General features: G+C 63.0%; 21 protein-coding genes, 1 tRNA gene and 1 CRISPR repeat array. Of the genes, 17 read left to right on the forward strand and 5 right to left on the reverse strand.

The window, feature by feature from the left end; genetic code table 11:
• Positions 1-464: 464 nt before the first annotated feature.
• Complete coding sequence (locus Mspo_RS17960; protein WP_159732343.1) at positions 465-1,175, forward strand: glutathione S-transferase family protein; 711 nt, start codon at positions 465-467, stop codon at positions 1,173-1,175.
• A gap of 4 nt (positions 1,176-1,179) precedes the next feature.
• Here Mspo_RS17960 and ndk read toward each other — a convergent pair whose 3' ends face one another.
• Positions 1,180-1,602, reverse strand: coding sequence for a nucleoside-diphosphate kinase (gene ndk / locus Mspo_RS17965; protein ID WP_159732291.1), 423 nt, complete (start codon positions 1,600-1,602; stop codon positions 1,180-1,182).
• 208 nt (positions 1,603-1,810) lie between these two features.
• On the opposite strand from ndk, the gene tpiA reads away from it, so the two are divergent.
• From tpiA to Mspo_RS17990, 5 genes are all read left to right on the forward strand, one after another.
• The gene (gene tpiA, locus Mspo_RS17970; RefSeq protein ID WP_159732294.1) at positions 1,811-2,569 is read left to right on the forward strand and encodes a triose-phosphate isomerase; all 759 of its coding nucleotides are present in this window, start codon (positions 1,811-1,813) and stop codon (positions 2,567-2,569) included.
• 150 nt (positions 2,570-2,719) lie between these two features.
• A complete protein-coding gene (locus tag Mspo_RS17975; RefSeq protein ID WP_159732297.1) occupies positions 2,720-3,070 on the forward strand; it encodes an HIT family protein in 351 nt (116 codons plus the stop codon).
• Positions 3,071-3,325: 255 nt separating this feature from the next.
• On the forward strand, positions 3,326-4,405 hold the full coding sequence (locus Mspo_RS17980) for a 3-deoxy-7-phosphoheptulonate synthase (RefSeq protein WP_159732300.1): 1,080 nt from the start codon (positions 3,326-3,328) through the stop codon (positions 4,403-4,405).
• Positions 4,406-4,656: 251 nt separating this feature from the next.
• Positions 4,657-4,872, forward strand: a complete 216-nt coding sequence (locus Mspo_RS17985) for a hypothetical protein (protein WP_159732303.1) — start codon at positions 4,657-4,659, stop codon at positions 4,870-4,872.
• A gap of 82 nt (positions 4,873-4,954) precedes the next feature.
• Positions 4,955-5,245 carry a hypothetical protein gene (locus Mspo_RS17990; RefSeq protein ID WP_244613536.1) on the forward strand — a complete coding sequence of 97 codons (291 nt, stop codon included), beginning with the start codon at positions 4,955-4,957 and terminating at the stop codon, positions 5,243-5,245.
• A 13-nt stretch (positions 5,246-5,258) separates the two neighbouring features.
• On the opposite strand, the gene Mspo_RS17995 is transcribed toward Mspo_RS17990, so the two are convergent.
• Positions 5,259-5,489 carry a hypothetical protein gene (locus tag Mspo_RS17995; protein WP_159732306.1) on the reverse strand — a complete coding sequence of 77 codons (231 nt, stop codon included), beginning with the start codon at positions 5,487-5,489 and terminating at the stop codon, positions 5,259-5,261.
• A 144-nt stretch (positions 5,490-5,633) separates the two neighbouring features.
• Here Mspo_RS17995 and Mspo_RS18000 point away from each other — a divergent pair, with 144 nt between their 5' ends.
• Positions 5,634-6,092, forward strand: a complete 459-nt coding sequence (locus Mspo_RS18000) for a four-helix bundle copper-binding protein (protein ID WP_159732309.1) — start codon at positions 5,634-5,636, stop codon at positions 6,090-6,092.
• 295 nt (positions 6,093-6,387) lie between these two features.
• The gene (locus Mspo_RS18005; RefSeq protein ID WP_244613537.1) at positions 6,388-7,137 is read left to right on the forward strand and encodes a metallophosphoesterase family protein; all 750 of its coding nucleotides are present in this window, start codon (positions 6,388-6,390) and stop codon (positions 7,135-7,137) included.
• A 258-nt stretch (positions 7,138-7,395) separates the two neighbouring features.
• Here the strand turns inward: Mspo_RS18005 and Mspo_RS18010 are convergent, their stop codons facing one another.
• A complete protein-coding gene (locus tag Mspo_RS18010; RefSeq protein ID WP_159732315.1) occupies positions 7,396-7,884 on the reverse strand; it encodes a MucR family transcriptional regulator in 489 nt (162 codons plus the stop codon).
• Between Mspo_RS18010 and Mspo_RS18015 the strand changes: the two genes are divergently transcribed.
• Positions 7,883-8,518 carry a hypothetical protein gene (locus Mspo_RS18015; protein ID WP_159732318.1) on the forward strand — a complete coding sequence of 212 codons (636 nt, stop codon included), beginning with the start codon at positions 7,883-7,885 and terminating at the stop codon, positions 8,516-8,518. The genes Mspo_RS18010 and Mspo_RS18015 overlap by 2 nt on opposite strands.
• Before the next feature lie 59 nt (positions 8,519-8,577).
• Here Mspo_RS18015 and Mspo_RS18020 read toward each other — a convergent pair whose 3' ends face one another.
• Both Mspo_RS18020 and Mspo_RS18025 read right to left on the reverse strand, forming a co-directional pair.
• Positions 8,578-8,871: a hypothetical protein gene (locus Mspo_RS18020; protein WP_159732321.1), complete on the reverse strand. Its 294-nt coding sequence runs from the start codon at positions 8,869-8,871 to the stop codon at positions 8,578-8,580.
• A gap of 385 nt (positions 8,872-9,256) precedes the next feature.
• Positions 9,257-9,331: transfer RNA gene (locus Mspo_RS18025), tRNA-Val, on the reverse strand.
• Between the two features lie 262 nt (positions 9,332-9,593).
• Between Mspo_RS18025 and Mspo_RS18030 the strand changes: the two genes are divergently transcribed.
• From Mspo_RS18030 to cas2, 8 genes are all read left to right on the forward strand, one after another.
• Entirely contained in the window at positions 9,594-9,773 is a 180-nt protein-coding gene (locus tag Mspo_RS18030; protein ID WP_159732324.1) for a YdcH family protein, read from the forward strand.
• A 147-nt stretch (positions 9,774-9,920) separates the two neighbouring features.
• Positions 9,921-11,357, forward strand: coding sequence for a protein adenylyltransferase SelO (locus tag Mspo_RS18035; RefSeq protein WP_159732327.1), 1,437 nt, complete (start codon positions 9,921-9,923; stop codon positions 11,355-11,357).
• A 10-nt stretch (positions 11,358-11,367) separates the two neighbouring features.
• The gene (locus tag Mspo_RS18040; protein WP_159732330.1) at positions 11,368-11,961 is read left to right on the forward strand and encodes a hypothetical protein; all 594 of its coding nucleotides are present in this window, start codon (positions 11,368-11,370) and stop codon (positions 11,959-11,961) included.
• 121 nt (positions 11,962-12,082) lie between these two features.
• On the forward strand, positions 12,083-12,301 hold the full coding sequence (locus Mspo_RS18045) for a YdcH family protein (RefSeq protein WP_159732333.1): 219 nt from the start codon (positions 12,083-12,085) through the stop codon (positions 12,299-12,301).
• 608 nt (positions 12,302-12,909) lie between these two features.
• Positions 12,910-13,239: a hypothetical protein gene (locus Mspo_RS18050; RefSeq protein ID WP_159732335.1), complete on the forward strand. Its 330-nt coding sequence runs from the start codon at positions 12,910-12,912 to the stop codon at positions 13,237-13,239.
• A 394-nt stretch (positions 13,240-13,633) separates the two neighbouring features.
• A complete protein-coding gene (cas9, locus tag Mspo_RS18055) occupies positions 13,634-16,888 on the forward strand; it encodes a type II CRISPR RNA-guided endonuclease Cas9 (protein WP_159732338.1) in 3,255 nt (1,084 codons plus the stop codon).
• A gap of 489 nt (positions 16,889-17,377) precedes the next feature.
• Positions 17,378-18,298, forward strand: coding sequence for a type II CRISPR-associated endonuclease Cas1 (gene cas1, locus Mspo_RS18060; protein WP_159732340.1), 921 nt, complete (start codon positions 17,378-17,380; stop codon positions 18,296-18,298).
• 32 nt (positions 18,299-18,330) lie between these two features.
• Positions 18,331-18,627: a CRISPR-associated endonuclease Cas2 gene (gene cas2, locus Mspo_RS18065; RefSeq protein WP_244613538.1), complete on the forward strand. Its 297-nt coding sequence runs from the start codon at positions 18,331-18,333 to the stop codon at positions 18,625-18,627.
• A 109-nt stretch (positions 18,628-18,736) separates the two neighbouring features.
• Positions 18,737-19,630: a CRISPR direct-repeat array (repeat unit 36 nt; unit sequence GTTCTAGCAAAGGGGACGGTGCGATCCAATCGCAAC).
• The last annotated feature ends 41 nt before the right edge of the window (positions 19,631-19,671 follow it).

Genomic DNA, 19,671 nt, shown 5'->3' on the forward strand with positions numbered 1-19,671 from the left:
AAACCTTCGTCGTTCTGGCGTCGATCCAGATCGCAATCAGGCGGCTCGCGCGATAGTTGTCTTTTGAGTCAGGTTCTGAGTCCGAACAGAGCAGCCCGCCCCGCGTCGGAATCCATGCGCGAAGGGATAGGCCGTTCCGCTCCGGCATGGGCTCGGCAGAGCGAAAACACAAAGATAGACCGCGAAAGCCAGCAGCTTGGCGAGGCCGAGCGCGCCATCGAACGGCGTCGCCAAAAGCAGGATCGAGAGCGACAACAGCCCCGCCGCGCGCCATATCCAATATGGGCTCCGATTTTTCATATGGCGTCCTCCTCGTCTCGCTCATTCGCCGCGGCGCGCGAGCCGATGCGCGTCGTTCTCATGTTAACCTGGAGAAGCCGTGTATTCGTCGGCCTCGGCGGCGCCGGAACGGCGCGAGCGAAATTCGACATATGGCTGGAACGGGTGAAAAAGAGGTGGCGTCGATGATCAAATTATACTCTTTCGGACCCTATTTCGGCCTTCCGGACGCGAGCCCCTTCGTGCTCAAGGCGATGACGCTGCTGAAATTCGCCGGCCTGCGCTATGTCGAAGACCATTCCGGCTTCGGCCGCGCGCCCAAGGGCAAGCTTCCCTATATCGACGACGACGGGACGATCGTCGCCGACTCGACGTTCATCCGCTTCTATCTCGAGAAGAAATACGGCATCGATTTCGACGCCGGCCTCGCGCTCGAACAGCGCGCCGCCGGATGGGCGATCGAGAAGATGCTGGAGGAACATTATTACTGGCTGCTGGTTCAGGCCCGCTGGATCGACGAGGGCAATTTCGCGCGGGGCCCGGCGAAGTTCTTCGCCGGCGCGCCGGCGCCGATCCGCCCCCTCGTGAAGGCATTGATCCGCAAGAAAGTCGCGCGCAGCCTCCGGGCGCAGGGCCTCGGCCGGCACTCCAAAGACGAGCTCGCCGAGCTTGGACGGCGCGACATAGAGGCGCTCTCCGTCCTGCTCGGCGACAAGCCCTATCTCTTCGGCGAGGCGCCGAGCGCAGCGGACGCGACCGCCTTCGCCATGGTGGCGCAGACGCTCGTTGGCGAGCTGGTCTCGCCGCTTCGCGACGCGGTCGCCGGCAGGCGCAATCTCATCGCTTATCGGGACAGGCTGCTCGCCGCCTATTTCCCGAGCTTCGCCTCCGCCTGAGGCGTCAGCCGACGATCTCGTTGCCCGAGAAGAATTGCGGAATCTCGATCGCTGCGGTCTCCGGCGCGTCGGAGCCATGCACGGAATTCTCGCCGATCGACACGGCGAATTCCTTGCGGATCGTGCCCGGATCGGCGCTCGCCGGATTGGTCGCGCCCATGACTGTGCGATATTTGGCGATGGCGCCCTCGCCTTCCAGCACTTGGACCACCACCGGGCCGGAGGTGATCGAATCGATCAGCTCGCCGAAGAAGGGACGCTCCTTATGGACGCCGTAGAAGGTCTCGGCCTGCTCGCGCGTCATGCGGATACGCTTCTGCGCCACGATGCGGAGCCCGGCGTCCTCGATGAGGGCGTTGATCTTGCCGGTCAGATTGCGCTTGGTGGCGTCCGGCTTGATGATGGAGAATGTGCGTTCGGTCGCCATGGGCGCGTCGTCTCGTCGAGTTCGAGGGTGAGATATGATCGCGGCGCTTATAGCCGTCGGCCGGACGCCCGGCAACCCGCCGCGGGCGCCGAGAATTTTTCACGCGCCCGCAACCGCGCGGCGTCGCGGCGAATTGCCCAGGACGGCGGGCGCTGATATGGCCAAATTCGCTCGCTTCATCGCTTCGATTTGAGAGGAAAGCCCGGACATGCTTTCGACGCCGCGCCCGCTCGTCGCCGGAAACTGGAAAATGAACGGGCTTTCGGCGTCGCTCGGCGAGATCGAGACGATCGCCGCGGGCTATGACGCCGCCTTACGCGGCAAAGTCGAGCTGGCGATCTGCCCGCCTGCGACGCTTCTCTTTCGCGTCGCGCCGACCGCCGCGCGCGCCGGGATCGCCCTCGGCGGGCAGGATTGCCACGAAAAGGCGAGCGGCGCCCATACCGGCGACGTGTCCGCTGAAATGCTCGCCGACGCCGGCGCGTCTTATGTGATCGTCGGCCATAGCGAGCGGCGTAGCGATCACGGCGAGAGCGACGCGGCGACGCGCGCCAAGGCCGAGGCCGGCCTGCGCGCCTCTCTCACGCCGATCGTCTGCGTCGGCGAGACGCGCGCCGAGCGCGACGCCGGCCGCGCCGCGTCGATCGTCGAAGGCCAGATCGACGGCTCGCTGCCGCGAGACGTCGCGCCGGAACGGCTCGTCGTCGCCTATGAGCCGGTCTGGGCGATCGGCACCGGCCTCACGCCGACGCCGCAGGATGTGGCGGAAATGCACGCCGCGATCAGAGCGCGGCTCGTCGCGCGCTTCGGCGAAGCCGCGCGGGCGACGCGCATTCTCTATGGCGGCTCGGTGAAGCCCGCCAATGCGGCGGAGCTGCTGCGGGTGCAAAATGTCGACGGCGCGCTGGTCGGCGGCGCGTCCTTGACGGCGAAGGAGTTTCTGGCGATCGCCGAAATCTACCGTTGATCGGCGACGGCTTCGGCCGAAGGCAAGGAGAACGGCTCGCCATTGAATATGCGCATGACCGGATATTCGGGGCCCTGCGTGCCGGCGCCGTGAAGAGACGCTTCACTCGGCGCGCGGCGGCCACCATTATGACAAGAGCGAACCAAAGCAATGATCTCCTGTCCCTTCTGTTCGACGCATTCGCTCGCGCTGCTCGGCGAGAACCGGCTGGCTTTCGCGATCCGAGACAAAGTCCCGGCGCGCCCTCTCCATTCGCTGATCGTCACGAAACGGCATGTCTCCGACATTTTCGAAGCGACGCCCGAAGAACGCGAAGCGCTGCATCTGCTCGCCGCCGAAATCCGAGCGGCGATCCGCCTCGAAGACCCGAAGGTCGAGGGATTCAATTTCGGCTCGAATATCGGGATCGCGGCGGGGCAGAAGATCTTCCACGCCCACGTCCATTTGATTCCTCGACGCTCGGGGGATACGCCGCCGCCTCCGGCCAGTCCGGACGACTAGAATGCCGGCGCGTCGCGGTTGCGTCACGGTTCGCCCGCCTTGACTCTCTCCCCCGCCCCGCTTTAACTCTGCCGCCATGACCCTCGTCCGAGCCACGCGCTACTACTGGTATTTTAGCTATCCTGCGTCGGCGGCGACGGGAGGCGAGCGCATGTGACGAACGAGCGCTGGAGCTGAAAACCCCGAGAGCCGCCAGTCCCGCTGGCGGTTTTTTTGTGCCGCCGGCGTGAGACCTTCGAGAAAAGGAAATCCGCCGTGCCGAGTAAGACCGACGACCTTCGCATCGTCAAAATCACCGAGCTGAGCACGCCCGCCGAGATCATGCGCGAACTGCCGCGCAGCGAGAGGGCGAGCGCTGTCGTGCTCGGCGCCCGCGCCGCTCTGCGCGAAATCCTGCGCGGGCGCGACGACCGCCTCGCCGTCGTCATCGGCCCCTGCTCCGTTCACGATCCAGAAGCCGCGATGGAATATGCGCGCCTGCTCGCGGATGCGAGACGCGAGCTCGGCGATCGGCTCGAGATCATCATGCGCGTCTATTTCGAGAAGCCGCGCACGACGGTCGGCTGGAAGGGCCTCATCAACGACCCGCGCCTCGACGGCAGCTTCGACATAGAAGCGGGACTGCGCCTCGCCCGGCGCCTGCTGCTCGACGTCAATGAGCTGGGCCTGCCGGCGGGCTGCGAATTCCTCGACATGACGACGCCGCAATATATCGCCGACCTCGTCGGCTGGGGCGCGATCGGCGCGCGCACCACGGAGAGCCAGGCGCATCGCGAGCTCGCCTCGGGCCTCTCCTGCCCGGTCGGATTCAAGAACGGCACCGACGGCAATGTGCGCATCGCGCTGGACGCGGTGCTCTCCGCCTCGCAGCCGCATCATTTCCTCGCCGTCACCAAGGAGGGCCGCTCGGCGATCGCCTCGGCCAGCGGCAATGAGGACTGCCACATCATCCTGCGCGGCGGAAAGGCGCCGAATTACGACGCCGACAGCGTGGACGCCGCAGCGAAGGAAGCGGAGAAGTCGGGCGTCTCGCCGTTTCTGATGATCGACGCGTCGCACGCCAACAGCGGCAAGAAGCCGGAGAACCAGCCCGCCGTCGCCGAGCATGTGGCGCGGCAGATCGAAGCGGGAGAGCGCCGAATCATCGGGCTGATGATCGAGAGCCATCTGCTCGGCGGGCGCCAGGACATCGTTCCGGGCAAGCCGCTCGTCTATGGCCAGAGCGTCACCGACGGCTGCCTCGACTGGCCGACCTCGCTCGAGCTGCTGCGCCGTCTCGCCGCCGCCGTCGAGCGTCGGCGTTCGGCGTCGGGCGCGACGCGCGTCGCATCCTAGAACAACGACACGAAAACTCCGCCCGCTGCGCTGGTTTCCCGATCGCTCGCCGCGCGAGCGTCGGGAATGACAAAATGAGCTGACGAGGGCCTCGCCTGCGGTCGAATGATCAATGCGACGATGCGCCGCACGCCGCCGCCGCGCTCCTCATGCGACAAATGCTGTCTCGAGAGCGAGCGCGGCGCCGGGCCGCGCAGCCCGGCCCCCGCAGTCCAGGCCGGGCAGCGGAGCACACAGCCGAGGAGTCGGTCATGGAGATTTCTCTGGATCAGGCCGTCGAGATTCATGCCCGCGCCTTGACCCGCCGCTTGCAAGGCGAAGCGCCGTTCAACGCGCGCGAGCGGGCCGCCGATCTCGAAAGAGTCGGCGACAACGAAGGCCATGGCGTGTGGATTCGCGTCGCCGAGACGGCCGAGCGCCTGCTCGGCGAAAGGCCCTACGCCGCCGAGGCTTCGCCGAATAGGTAATTTCCACGGGGCGCGCTGTCACAAAAGCTCATCGCGCTCGGTCTAGCGCTCTGCGTCAGAAACGAGTCGATGGAGTCGACCGATGACGCAGCTAGCCGAAATTTTGGCCCCGAGCGGCCTCGTCCCGCCATCCCTGGACGGCGTCGCGCCCTCACGGGCGCATGAGCGCGCGCTCGCGAGCTATCTCCTCAATCGCCACCGCGGCGTTGCGGCCGTTCGCGATATTCTGGTGGCCGACATTCGCGCCTATGTCGATCTCGGCCAGGCGCGCGCCGCCGTCGATCTGATGGTCGTGCTGAAGATGCTGCTCGCGCGCTGGCCCGAGGCGCGACGGCGCGCGCAGCGGCCTCTGGCCTGGGACGCGACGGCCTGACCGGCCAGGAGCTCTACTGCCGCCCGTCCGCTTCCAGCGCTCGGGACAGCAAGCCGATGACGCGTTCGACGAGCGCATATTCGGCGTCGAAATAGGCGCGCTCCTCGCGCTCCAATTCGTCGAATTCGTCTGGCGCGCAAAGTTCCCGACGAATGTCGCACAGCCGCTCGGAACGGCGACGAAGACTGCCGACGAGCGCTGCGGCGTCGCCGCGCGCGAGCTCGAGCGTGATCGTGGACTGCATTTCCTCCTCCCCTTTCTTCGTCTAGATGGCGAGCGCTTGCCGTCCGCGCAACGAAACGACCGTCGCATCGACGAAAATCGGATTGAACATTCTGCGGCCCACGCCAGTTAGAGCAAAACTCTCTCGAGCGAACGAGGCTCTTCCATGGAACGCCGCGAATTCGTCGCCGCGGTCGGCGCGGCCGCCGCTCTCTCCGCCACACGCGCTCTGGCCGAGGATCAGACGACCAATCCCCAGACGACCAATCCCCATGCCGAGCATATGATGCATGGGCCGAAATTTCAGGCGCTGATGAAGACGAGCGCCGAATGCGTGTCGACCGGCAATGAATGTCTGCGTCATTGTTTCGGGATGCTGTCGATGAACGACACGAGCATGGCCGGCTGCACGAAGGCCGCCTATGATCTCGTCGCCGCCTGCGCCGCGCTCGAGAGCTTGGCGGCGGTCAACTCGCCCTTCACGCCGACTCTCGCCAAGGCCGTCGGCGACGTCTGCGTCGCCTGCAAGAAAGAATGCGATCGCTTCCCGCAAAATGCCGAATGCAAGGCCTGCGGCGACGCCTGCAAGGCCTGCGCGGAAGAGTGCCGGAAAGTCTCGGTCTGACGTCGCGCCATCGAAGAAACCCTCGCGCGGCGTTCCGAGCCGGACGATGGGCGAGCGTGACCCGAGCGCCGGAAGAGGCGTTTCCACCCCCACTTCGAAGGGGAGGTCGAGCGTCGAACACCACTCCGTCCAGCCGTAAGGCGTTCTTAAAGAGAGCCTTACGAACGATAGACGACAAATGCCGAATCATCGCGGTCACGCGCGATATCGCCGGCGATCGATATGCTTTAGAATTTGCGCATGTCGCGGCGGCCTCCCGCGGCGGGACCGGGTCGGCGCGATGACGATTTCACGATTGGCGCAATTTGAAACGCTGCAGAGCGGCTTTCCGACGGTCCTTCCAGCCGATCTGCGCATCTATGCGATCGGCGACATCCATGGGCGCGCCGATCTCCTCGACGCGCTCGCCCGCCGCATCGAAGAGGAGCTCCCCTCCGCGCCCGCAGATGTGCTGACGATCTTTCTCGGCGACTATGTCGATCGCGGCCTCCAATCCTCGACCGTCGTCGACTGGCTGAGCCGCAACGATTTTCCGACGCCTTTTCACGCCTTGCGGGGCAATCATGAAGAGGTGCTGATGCGTTTCCTCGAGGACGATTCGATCCTCGAGAACTGGCGCAGGTTCGGCGGCCTGGAGACGCTCCATTCCTACGGCGTGGACATCTCCGCCGCGATGCGCGGCAAGGGCTATGAAGAGGCGCGGCGCGCCCTGCTGGCGCGGCTCCCGGACCACCATCGCCAATTCCTCGCGCAGACGCGGCTGACGGCGAGCTATGGCGACTATTTCTTCTGTCACGCCGGGGCGAAGCCCGACGTGCCGCTCGACCGGCAGAAGGCGGAAGATCTGCTCTGGATACGAGACGAATTCCTGAACCACCGAGGCGGCTGGGAAAAGATGATCGTGCACGGCCATACGCCCGTCTGCGAGCCCGACGTCCAGGCCAACCGCATCAATATCGATACGGGCGCCTTCGCGACCTCCATCCTCACCGCATTGGCGCTCGAGGGAGACAGTCGCCGCATGTTGTTCGCGGGCCGCGTCTGACATCGCCCGGACCCATGAGCGGACGCTCCGGGACGCCCGCCCGGCTCGAGGGCTCGCGGCGACGCATTTCGTTTCGACGCGTCTCCGACGCCGAACCGGCGTCCACTTCGGCGGGAAACCTCTCGGCTTTTGATTTCACGCTCTCAATACGCCGCAGGCGCGAGTTGAACTCTGTTTCGACCGCCGCGCCGTCGGGAGCGAAAACGGAAAAATCGCCCGAGCCTACGCGGCGATTTCGCCCGTTCGACGAACGCCTTTTCAGGCGTCGACCACCGCCCTCCTCGCTGGCGCGCCGCGCTTCTTGGGCGCGGGGACGGCCTTCGCCGGCGCCGGGACGGCCTTCGCCGCGGGCTTGCGCCCGAGACCGAGCGATTTCGCCAGCGCGGAACGCTGAGCAGCGTAATTGGGCGCGACGATCGGATAGTCGCTCTTCAAATCGAAGGCGGCGCGATATTCGTCCGGCGTCAGCTTGTGTTCGGCCTGCAAGTGGCGTTTCAAGGATTTGAACGCCTCACCGCAACAAAGGCAAGTAATGGCGTCCGCGCTGACGGATTTCTTCACCGGAACCGAAGGCCGCCAGTGTCTAGCCTCGCCCTCGGGGGCGTCGGCCGTCTCGGCGCCGCCGCCGCCGAAGGCTTTCTTCACCGCCTCGATGACGGAAGGAAGGTCGATAGGGGCAACAGTGTTATTTGAAAGATAAGAAGAAAGTATCTGTGCGACGAGCGCTTTGTCTTCGGCTTCGGACATGGTGGTTTCCTCGGCGGTCGAATCTTTTCTATTTGAGCCGATATCGATGTGGATTGCAATCGGCGACTTCCCTATCGAAGAGGCGCGCAACGGACCAAAACATTCGTCGAGAACCGAGCCTGCCGCGCAGACAGATATGTCACAGACGAGAGGCGCGGTCGAATGCGCGCCGAGCCTGTGCGAATTCTATCTCCACGGCGCGCGGCCGCGCGCCTCTCTGGCAGGGCGGATTCTTCAGCGCCTGTTCGATCGCGACGATCGCCGGCGACAGCTTGTCGAGATACTGATTTTCGACCCGCTGGATCAATTCCAGCGCCGCTGTAGCGAGACCAGCAGCGTGACCGCGTTTTGCTTTTCGATCTCGATCTTTATCATCTTCGTTACTACGCTTCCTTCTTTCGGAATAGAGCGTTTCCAACCGAAGCGGACGCCGGTTCGGCTGGAAACGCGCGCCTCGTCTTTCGTTTTTATCGGCGCCGCTCGGGACGTCTTTCTCGCAGGCGGCGCGCTCGATGAAGTCTATGAGCCACGGCGCCCGCGCTTGCATCAAATACCCGCGCCGCCTAATCTACGAGCAAGCCGAAGGTTTCCCGGAACCGAACGCAACAGCGAAACGCCCCGACGCCGGATGTAAGCGCGGGGCGTTTTTGCGTCTGGCTCTGTGCCGGCTCGGACGGCTCGATGATGGGTGAATCAGTCGTAGCGATGCCGGTAGGCGTGGCGCCGCCAACTGTAACGCCGGGGCGCGGTGACCGCGCCGACGATCGCGCCGCCTGCCGCCCCGATTGCCGCGCCAGCGAGCGTCGGGCCGGCAAGGCCTCCAGACGCCAGAGCGCCGATTCCTGCGCCGCCGATGCCGCCGATGATCGCGCCGCCTGTGGCGCGTTGTCCGGGAGTGTAACAGCCCGCGAGAGGCAACGCAGTGACGAGCGCGACGATGAGAAGCAATATCTTCCGCGGCCGCCGTCCATTCGCGAGAGCAATCATCGCAACAACCTTCCACTCTCTGCGAGCCGTCGCCTCTATGGCCTTTGCGGCTTCGCTTCTCGTCTCAGCCCGGGCCAAACTTCGGATAGAATTGCGCCGATTGCGTGGAGTCGCGCATTGACGCTTTCGGCTCGAGGAGAGTGCGCATGCGGTCGGCGAGAGATTGTCGACGTCTCGGACCTGCCAGGCTCGCTCGATGTGCCGGCGCTCGCGGGCCGGTTCCGCCGCGTCGCCAGCGGCGCGCGGCCGATGGACGTGATTGGCTGGACAGGACATGAGCGCAGGCCGATCACGTGAGAAAAAGCGTCGGCGCGAGGATGCCACCCGGTTGCGTCCGCGCCCCTCGGAAGGGTTCGGAACCCTTGCCCTAACTGCCTGATTTGAATGGTGGGCGCGACAGGGATTGAACCTGTGACCCCTACGATGTCAACGTAGTGCTCTCCCGCTGAGCTACGCGCCCCCGGCGCCGGCCGTATGCTTCGGTCCAGCGCGAGTGCAGCGGGTATAATGGCTGTCGGGCCGGGGCGCAAGCGCCGTTCGAGACGTTTCGACGCTCGAGGCGAAGCGCGGTCCGCCGGCCGGAAATTGTTAAGAATCCCTTCCGCGAACAGAGCCTTTCGGCAAAATAATTCGCGCTCCCGCGACTTTTTCGCCCCTTGCCGGCCTTCGAATTCGTGTCACACTGACGTCGTCCTTCTGTCATGCACCAAAGGAGGCGCCGTATGTCGCTACAGACCCATCTCGTCGAGCTCGAACGCCGCCATCAGGCTCTCAAAAAAGAGATCGAGCAGGAGCAGCACCATTCCCGACGCGACGATTCGAAGCTCCACGAGCTGAAGCGCAAGAAGCTTCAGCTCAAGGACGAGATAACCAAGCTGCGGCAAGGCGTCAGCCTGCACTGACAGTCCTCGAAGAAAAGTCGAGCATCGACGAGGCGGAGAGCGATTCTCCGCCTTTTTTATTTCGGGGAAGCCGGTTTCGGGCGCCCGGCTTGCTTCGAAGCGCCCGCCCGCCGCACAATCTTTCGACCGCGAGAACGAAGCCGCCCCATGCCCCCTTCCACGCGCTATCGCGCCGAAACTCTTCACGCCTCGCTCGGCGACGGCTTCTTCGATCTCGTCGAGCCCGCCCGCTTCCCAAAACATCTTCTGCGCCACCGCAATCAGCGTTGGGCGGAGCGTGTCGGCCTCGACACGTTGACCGACGACGAATGGATCGCCCATTTCGGCCGTTTCGAGCCCCTGCCCGGCGGTTTCGCCCAGCCATTGGCGCTACGCTACCACGGCCATCAATTCCACATGTATAATCCGGACATTGGCGACGGTCGCGGCTTCCTCTTCGCGCAGCTGCGCGACGCCGTGGACGGGCGGCTGCTCGACCTCGGAACCAAAGGCTCCGGCCGCACGCCCTGGTCGCGCCAGGGCGACGGCAAGCTCACGCTCAAAGGCGGCGTGCGCGAGATTCTCGCGACGGAAATGCTGGAGGCGCTCGGCGTCGACACCTCCAAGAGCTTCAGCCTGATCGAGACCGGCGAGCCGCTCTATCGCGGCGATGAGCCCTCGCCGACCCGCTCCGCCGTGCTGGTGCGGCTCTCCCATTCCCACATCCGCATCGGCACCTTCCAGCGCCTCGCCCATTTCGACGACACGCAAGCGCTCGGGCGGCTCATCGACTATTGCGTCGCCCATTATTTCCCGGAGCTCGCCGACGAGCCGGCCGAGAGCCGCGCCGGCGCCTTTCTGGAGCGCGTCGTCGCCCGCGTCGCGCGGCTCGGCGCGCGCTATATGGCGGCGGGCTTCGTCCATGGCGTGCTCAATTCGGACAATATCAACATCACCGGCGAGAGCTTCGACTATGGGCCGTGGCGATTCGCGCCGCGCTACGATCCGCAATTCACGGCGGCCTATTTCGACGAGAGCGGGCTCTACGCCTTCGGCCGCCAGCCGGGCGCGCTCGGCTGGAATCTCACCCGGCTCGCGGAGACCATATTGCCGCATGTCGGGCTCCAGCGGGCCGAGCAGGCTCTCGGCTCCTATCAGAGCGTCATTCAGCGCGAGTTCCAGCTCGCCCTGCTCGACCGATTCGGCCTGCTGCCGGCGCAGGATCAGGCGGGGGACGCCGCCCTCGCCAAGGCGCTGCTCGAATTTCTCGGCAAGACGCAGGCGTCCTTCGAGCAGACCTTCTTCGACTGGCGCGGCGGGCTGGCGAGCCGCGAGCGCGCCGCCGCCAGCCCGCAGGCCGCGGCCTATGACGCGCCGGAATTCGTAGGGCTGCGCGAGGCGCTCGCCGCGCATGAGACGGCGCCCTCGGCCAATCTCGATCACCCCTATTTCCGCCGCCCCGTCCCCTGCACTATGCTCATCGAAGAGGTCGAATCCATCTGGGCGCAAATCGCAGAGCGCGACGACTGGCGCGCGCTCGGCGACAAGATCGCGCAGATCGCTTCGATGCGCGAAGCCTATGCGCCGGCGCCCGCCGGGGGATGACATTGCGACGATGAGCCGTCCGATCTGCGCCTTGCTGTTTCTCGCTCTTTCGAGCGCCGCCGCCGCCAAAAATCAGCTGATCGAGAAAATTCCGCCGAGCGACGCCTGCTTCTTTCGCCGCTACGACGAGGCGCATCTTCGCGCCCGTCCCGGCCAGACGGTCGTCTCCGTGCGGCTGTCGCTTCGTCGCGCGCTCCCCCTCACGCCCGAGGAGGCGCGCGACCTGCGCCTCGAATTTCGTCACAAAGGGCGGGGCAAGCCCTTCTATGTCGTCGGCGGCTGCGCCTCTAGCGAAGGGGCCGATCGCGACATTCTCGGGGCGCGGCCCATCCGATCCTTCCGCGATGAGGCGGCGGCGCAATGCATGGCGCGCGGCGGGCTCGGCGGCTCGGCCGAGGAAGGCGGCGAGTTTTCCATCGATCTCGCGGAAGACGGGGCTTCCGTCACCCTCTATATGGGCGACGGCGTGAGCGGCTGGCGCGGCCCGGATCAGAAGAAGACATCGACCTATCTCGAGCTCTCGCGCCAGGACCGCGTCTTCGAGCTCGAGCGCGTCGACCCCTCCGCCTGCGTCGATCTGGACAAGGCGATCGCCGTCGATTGAAGCTCGGAATTTCGCCCGAAGGCGTCGCCGCCTTCGCATTAGGACTTGAAGATGAATGTGTCGCGAGGCGATAATCGCGCGTCACGACTCGCCATGAGGCGGCGCTCGGTCAGGTTGTCGAATGGTCGAAGAGCTCAGCGAAGCCGAACGCAACTCGATCCGTATCGAAGTGGAGCGCCTGAGGCTCGAGCACAAAGACCTGGAGGATGCGATCGACGCCCTTCTCGCCGTCGGCGCCGTGGACCAGCTACAAATTCAGCGATTGAAAAAACGAAAATTGCTGCTGCGCGATCGCATCGCTTTTCTCGACGACCAGCTGACGCCCGACATTATCGCGTGAGCCGCGCTCGAGCCGATCCTATTTCCACATTCTGAGCCCCACCGCCACGGCGAGCGATACGACCGCGACGATCGCGACGACCGCCACCAGCCTTACCGTTTCTTTGCTTTCCTGGGCGCTCCCCATACGGTCCTCCGCCGTCCATATTTCGAATTCGGCGAGCCTATGCCTGTCTTGGAGAGATACAATAAGCGCGCATGCGACGGAACAGCGCAGTGCGAATCGCTCCTCGGCGGGCCGAAGCCGCAGTCTGCGGCTCAATAAACTGATATTATGGGCCTACCGCTCTGGCGCACGCCTCGGGATCCGCGCATGCGCGCCCAAATTCGAGGCGCCGGCGGCGGGCCGCCGCCCCGAAGCCATCGCCACGGCGGATCGAGAGACCCTTCTTGTCCTCCGCGCGCGGCCGAGGCTCAGTGTGTGGCGCGATTACCCATTGCTGCTCGAGGCGCGGCTCGAGAAGGTTTCTCGAGCGTTCGTCCGATCGTGTCGTCGCTGGCTTTTTCGACGAAGTTCCGCCTTTTTCTTCGCGCACGCGCAGAATCTATCGCGCGTAAAATAAATTCGGCCGAGGGATTCGGGTTTGCCCGCTCTCGGCTGTCTTTAGTGTGGGAGAAGCAGCGTTTTTATACGGAAGCCTTCGGAGTTATCACGTCGACTATTACCTCGCTCAGGTCGGCACCAGCGGCGCGAATGCTTCTCACGTCAGTTTCGTTCCCAGCGCCTCGTCGCCGCTGCTCGCGATGTCGGAGGACCACGCCCTGCTACGGCTCATCATCGCCAATGCGCTGGGGGATTCGGTTGTCGTCTCCGACGCGCTCGAGGATTCCATGCTGGACGATCCCGACGCAGCAGGGGCGCTGCTCTCCAATCTCGGCGTCGCGGCCATGCCCTCGGCCGCCGCCTACTCATCTCGTATCATGGCGTATCTGCATTGATTCTCGGCGCATCGATTCTCGGCGCGACCGCCAAAAGGCCCTGCGATCGGCTCCGAAATCAGCTCCAAGCGTTTGATTGGCGCGCCGGTCTGGGCAAAGATACGAACACGTATATCATTGAAGTTAATTGCTAATTGTCGGGATCAGTTGCTCGCTCCGCCGGCTATGAGAGAGTCTCCTTCCGAGGGGCGCTATTGCTTGAGGCGCGCTAATCGAGCTGCGCTTCGAGCAAAAACGGGCAGACCGGAGCCTGCCCGTGATTTGGTGAGGTTGTCCTCTTGTTAACGAAGAGACCACACCGTCTCCTTTGCTAGACAACCTAAGCGTAGCACGCCTAGACTGGTTTGCAACTGTCCCGTCCAGAACCTTTCGTCGAGACCGCATGGATTTTTGCATGACAGTTCGCTCGATTCTTCGTTTCGCATTCGACATCGGCACAAACTCGATCGGCTGGGTCGTGCTTCTCGGAACCACCACCCTCCCGGCAGGCGCGACGCGGCAGGGTCAGGCGACAGAAATTATCGGCGTGAAAGCGCTCGGCGCGCGGATTTATTCCGATGGTCGCAGCCCCAAGGACGGTTCGTCTCTGGCGATGATGCGGCGCGTTCCCAAGGCGGCGCGCCGGCGACGTGATCGTTATCTCCAACGCCAGCGCAAACTCATCCGTCTCTTGATCGAACATGGCCTGCTGCCGGCGGAGGAAGGGGCGCGCAAGAAGCTCGAGCGGCTCGACCCGTACGCCCTGCGCACGGCTGGACTCGATCGCGCGCTCGAGCCCTTCGAGTTCGGCAGGGCGCTGTTTCATCTCAACCAGCGGCGCGGCTTTCAGTCGAACCGCAAGGCGGATGCGAAGGACAAGGAAAGCGGCGTCCTGAAGGAGGCGGCCAAGCGCCTGGCCGAGCAGCTCGAGCATGACGGAAGCCGCACGCTTGGCGAGTTTCTGCACCGGCGCTTGAAAACGGGAAACCACGCGCGTTTTCGACTGGCGGGCGTCGGAACGAAAGCCGAGCACGAATTCTATCCGACCCGCGATCTCGTCCGGCGGGAATTCGATGCGCTTTGGTCGGCACAAGCGGCGTTCGACCCCGAGCGGCTGACGCCGGACGTAAAATGCAAGATCGCCGAAGCGATCTTTCATCAAAGAAAGCTGAAAGATGCGAAGCCCGGCCGCTGCACGCTGAACCCTCACGAGGAACGATTGCCCGCCGCCCTGCCATCCGTGCAGGCGCGACGGATTTATCAACAGTTGAACGAATTGCGCTTCGGTCCGCGGTTTCGTCTCGACCGACAGTTGACGCGAGAGCAGCGCGAGCCGCTCGCCGCGACGCTGCTCGGCGGCAAATCGCTGACATGGGATCAGATTCGAAAGGCGCTCAAGCTCGACTCCGAAATTCTGTTCAGCCGCGAGGAGATCGACGAGAAGATCGAAGGCTGCGAGACCGCGAGGAGACTTGTCGGCTCCGCCAAGAAAAAAGCATTCGGAAACGTCTGGCGTAATCTCCCGTTGGAGCGCAAGGACGAGATTGTCTCGCGGCTCCTGACCGAGGAAGACGAAGAGTCGTTGATCGCTTGGTTGAGAGCGGAATGCGGATTGGACGCGGAAGCCGCGAGCAATGTCGCCGGCATGAGCCTGCCGGACGGCCATGGGCGTCTCGGCAAGACCGCCAACGCCGAGGTGCTCGCGGAATTGAAGGCTGCGGTGATCACCTATGCCAAAGCGGCAGAAAACGCCGGCTATCATCATTCCGATTTCTCGACCGAGGAAAAGCTCGATCGGCTGCCTTATTACGCGCGCGTCCTCGAACGGCATGTCGCCTTCGGCACAGGCGAACCCGAAGAGGCGCAGCCGGGATGGAAAAAGATGAGCGCCTCGGAGCGACGCCGCCGGCGCCCGGCATGGGAAGAAAAATGCTACGGCCGCATCGCCAATCCCACGGTGCATATCGGCCTCAATCAATTGCGGCGCATCGTCAACGAGTTGATCGCTGTCTACGGCAAGCCGGATGAGGTCGTCCTCGAACTCGCGCGCGAGTTGAAGCTGAACAAGAAGCAAAAGGACGATATCGAGCGGAAGAACCGGGAGAACAGGACGGCGAACGACCGGCGCAAGAAGCAATTGGCCGAATGTGGCGTGGAGGACAACGGCCTCAATCGCACGCTTCTGAGGTTGTGGGAGGAGCAGCGCGACGGCTTGAACTCGGTTTGCCCCTATTCCAGGAACCAGATCGGCATCGAACAATTATTCTCGGAAGAAATCGAGATCGATCACATCCTGCCTTTTTCCAGAACGCTCGACGACAGCGCGGCGAACAAGGTCGTCTGCTTTCGCAATGCAAATCGCGAGAAGCGCAATCGCACGCCGCACGAAGCCTTCGGCTACAGGAACGATTGGAGCGCTATCGAGGCGAACGCCGAGAAATTGCCGTATAACAAGCGCTGGCGTTTTGCGCCGGACGCTATGGAACGCTTCGATACGCGCGAGCGCGATTTTCTCGATCGGCAATTGAACGAGACCAAGCACCTTTCCCGCGTCGCCAAGGAATATCTCGAATGCGTCGCCCCCGACGTCTGGGCCGTCACCGGCAATCTCACTTCCTTGCTGCGCCACAAATGGGGGCTCAATTCCATTCTGGGCGACGATCGCAAGAACCGGGACGATCACCGCCATCACGCCATCGACGCGGCGGCGATCGGATGCATCTCGCGAAGCATTCTCAACCGGCTGGCGCAACGCGCCGGAGAGTCGGAATCGAGCGAGGAGCGCGGCCGGATCGCGGACGACATTCCCGATCCCTATCCGACGTTCCGCGACGACGTTCGCGAGCTAGTGCGCAAGACGATCGTCTCGCACAAGCCGGAGCACGCCAAAGGCGGCGCGCTGCATGAGGATACGGCCTATGGCCTCGTGCGGGACGAGGCCGAACGCCAGATCGGCAATCTCGTCTACCGCAAGGCGCTGACCGCGCTGACGCCCAAGGAGATCGAGCGCGTGCGCGACACCGATCTGCGCAAGAAGCTGCTCGCGTTACGCGACGCCGTTCAAGCCTCGGGCGAGAAGCTCGAAGCGGCGCTGATCGCATTCGCGCAGGCTGAAGCGCATGCCGAACAGGAACGAACGGGCAAGCCGCGCAATCCCATCCGCCATGTGCGACTGCTGAAGCCCGAGGCCACGAATGTCGAAATCGAGGATCGTCGCAACGGCAAGCCCTATAAGGCGGTCGTGCCCAGCGAGAATTGGTGCATGGACGTCGTCTCGTTGAAAGACGGGAACGGCGGCCATGTGTGGAAAGGCTTCGCCGCCTCACTTTTCGAGGTGAATCAAAAGGGCTGGCGGCCGCAATGGGAGCGCGACCGCATCGGCGGCAAGCTCGTCATGCGACTGCACAAAGGCGATTTCGTGGAGATCGACGACAAGGACGGCGAGCGGCGGATCAAGAAAGTGGTGCGCTTGTCGCCATCAAACGGGATTGTCTATCTCGTCGGGCACAATGAAGCCGGCGAACTTCAGAAGCGCCACGACGATCCGGAAGACCCATTCCGTTGGGACTTCGCGAATATCGGGGGAATGCGGATACGCAACGCACAGAAAATTGCGATCGATGAGCTTGGCTGCATTGCAAATAAAATCCGGGACTGTTACAGTTTTTAGTCACACCTTGCAGTCCCATCTGTATGGCGTGATTGGGTGTAAGTTTGGAACTCATTTCTTTCACTCTAACGTCAAGAAATAAAATCATGAAAGACCCTTTGCTACAAAAGCTGACGACGAGAAACGCCGTGATCGTAAATAGAAACTCAAATAGAGGAGCATTTAAGATTGACATCACAACGCAAGTTAATATTGATCGGAGGATTGTCGGCAAAGATTCCGGGAAAAATAAACGTCTAATCAAAAACAAATAAAGATCACTTTCTTCGCCGCGAATGGCGTTAAGACCTAAGGTAAGACCTAAGGACTTAAGCTTTAAGTCGTGCACGTTAGAGTGAGTTGCGATTGGATCGCACCGCCCCTTTGCTAAGACGGTCTCGTCGCTTCATCCCGGCGAGACCACTCGCCTGAAAGCGGCTGGCCCGTTTTCCGCAACCTCCGATCGCGTTTTCGCCGTCGTGTTTTCCAACGGCGCGGAGTTGCGTCATTATGTTACGTCGCATCGTCGAAATTTCCGGCGAAGGGAGAAAGCTCTCCCTCGAACGCGGATTTCTTTCCGTTTCCTGCGCCGACGGCCTTTTGGGCCGTGTGCCGCTCGACGATATCGAGGCGGTCGTCGCGGCGACGCCGGCCATCTCCTATTCCGGTCAGCTTCTCGCCGCCCTCGCGGCGCGGGGCGCGCCCGTCGTCATTTGTGGCGAGCGCTTCACACCGGTCATGTGGTTGCTTCCCGTCGATGGCCACCATGCTCAGGGCGACCGGATGGAGGCGCAGGCGGATTCGGATCGGCCAGTGCGCAAACGTCTCTGGGCGGAGATCGTCACGGCGAAGATCGAAGCGCAAGCCCTCGCGCTCGAAAAACTCGGCGTCGAAGCAGAGGCCTTGAAACGGCTGAAGGCCAGCGTCCGCTCCGGCGACCCGGGAAATGCGGAAGCGCTCGCCGCGCAGAAATATTTTCCTCTGATGTTCGGACATGGATTTCGGCGGGATCGGGACGGCGGCGACGTCAATCTATTCCTCAACTACGGCTACACGGTATTGCGGGCCGCTGCGGCGCGGGCGATCGTGGCTGCGGGCCTCAATCCTTCGCTCGGTCTCTTTCATCGCAGTCGAGGCGACGCGCTCCGGCTCGCGGACGATCTGATGGAGCCGTTCCGGCCGGCGGTCGATCTCGCGGCGCGCATGCTCACGCAGGGAGGACGCAGCGAATTGGACGCAGCGGCGAAGCGCGAACTCGTAAATGTGTTGTACGGCGACTACGCGACGAGCGAAGGGCGCGCACCGCTGACCAATTGCCTGGCCAAGCTCGCGATCTCGCTCGCTCAAGTCTTTACGAACGAACGCAAGAAGCTCTCGTTTCCGGCCCCGCTGGTTCCATTGCCCGAGCAGCCGGCCAGAGACGAACCGTGAGCGTTCTGTCGGGGTATCGAATCATGTGGGTCATGGCCGTGTTCGATTTGCCCGTTCTCACGAAAGCCGAACGCCGGCGGGCGACGAAATTCCGCGAATTCCTCCTCGACGAAGGCTTCACCATGATGCAGTTATCTGTTTATATTCGCTTTACGGGCGGAAAAGAACAAGCGCTCGCGATCACCAACCGGATCGGCAAGAAGGTGCCCAAGAACGGCAAGGTCGATGTCTTGTTCTTCACCGACAAACAATATCAGAATATTTTCTCGTTCCGGGGCCGACGCGACGAGCCGAAGCCAGAACGTCCGGACCAGCTCACCCTGTTTTGACGGCGTGCAAAAATCGGCGCTCATGCACGGAGTTTTCGTCGAGCACTCCGGCTTTTCCTGCAGAAAAACAGGGAAAAAGCCCTTTAAATCAAGGGCTTTTTCCAAGGCAGTTCTAGCAAAGGGGACGGTGCGATCCAATCGCAACACCGACCAGCAGGTGTTCCGCATCACCTATGTTCTAGCAAAGGGGACGGTGCGATCCAATCGCAACCGCCACCGATAGGATTCGATGGCCGCCGTTGTTCTAGCAAAGGGGACGGTGCGATCCAATCGCAACATGGCTGAGTCCGTATTTCTTGATGATCTCGTTCTAGCAAAGGGGACGGTGCGATCCAATCGCAACCGCCGCCTGCATCAAGCCATCCTCGGCGCAGGTTCTAGCAAAGGGGACGGTGCGATCCAATCGCAACCTGGCGATCGTTCAGGCAATCGTCACCGCGGTTCTAGCAAAGGGGACGGTGCGATCCAATCGCAACTTCCTTAGGCGTGATTATGATCCGCTGTGTGTTCTAGCAAAGGGGACGGTGCGATCCAATCGCAACCGATCGCATCATCTCGACGATCTCGACAGCGTTCTAGCAAAGGGGACGGTGCGATCCAATCGCAACCGGATAATCCGGATCGCGTATGTCGGGCCAGTTCTAGCAAAGGGGACGGTGCGATCCAATCGCAACAGGCCGACACGCTGGCGCCTCGATGCGCTGTTCTAGCAAAGGGGACGGTGCGATCCAATCGCAACCGCACCGGGCGCGCATCGCGGCGGCATTTGGTTCTAGCAAAGGGGACGGTGCGATCCAATCGCAACCTGCGCCGCTCTGGCCTGCGGACATATCGCGTTCTAGCAAAGGGGACGGTGCGATCCAATCGCAACATTACGAAGCGCGTCCCTCTCCGCCTCCACGTTCTAGCAAAGGGGACGGTGCGATCCAATCGCAACAGGATCCTGCGATGCGCGCCGCCTATCTCGGTTCTAGCAAAGGGGACGGTGCGATCCAATCGCAACCATCTCAGCTTTCGAAAGCTCTGACGATCGGTTCTAGCAAA

The sequence above is a fragment of the Methylosinus sp. Ce-a6 genome, from assembly GCF_009811655.1.
Classification (GTDB): Bacteria; Pseudomonadota; Alphaproteobacteria; order Rhizobiales; family Beijerinckiaceae; genus Methylosinus.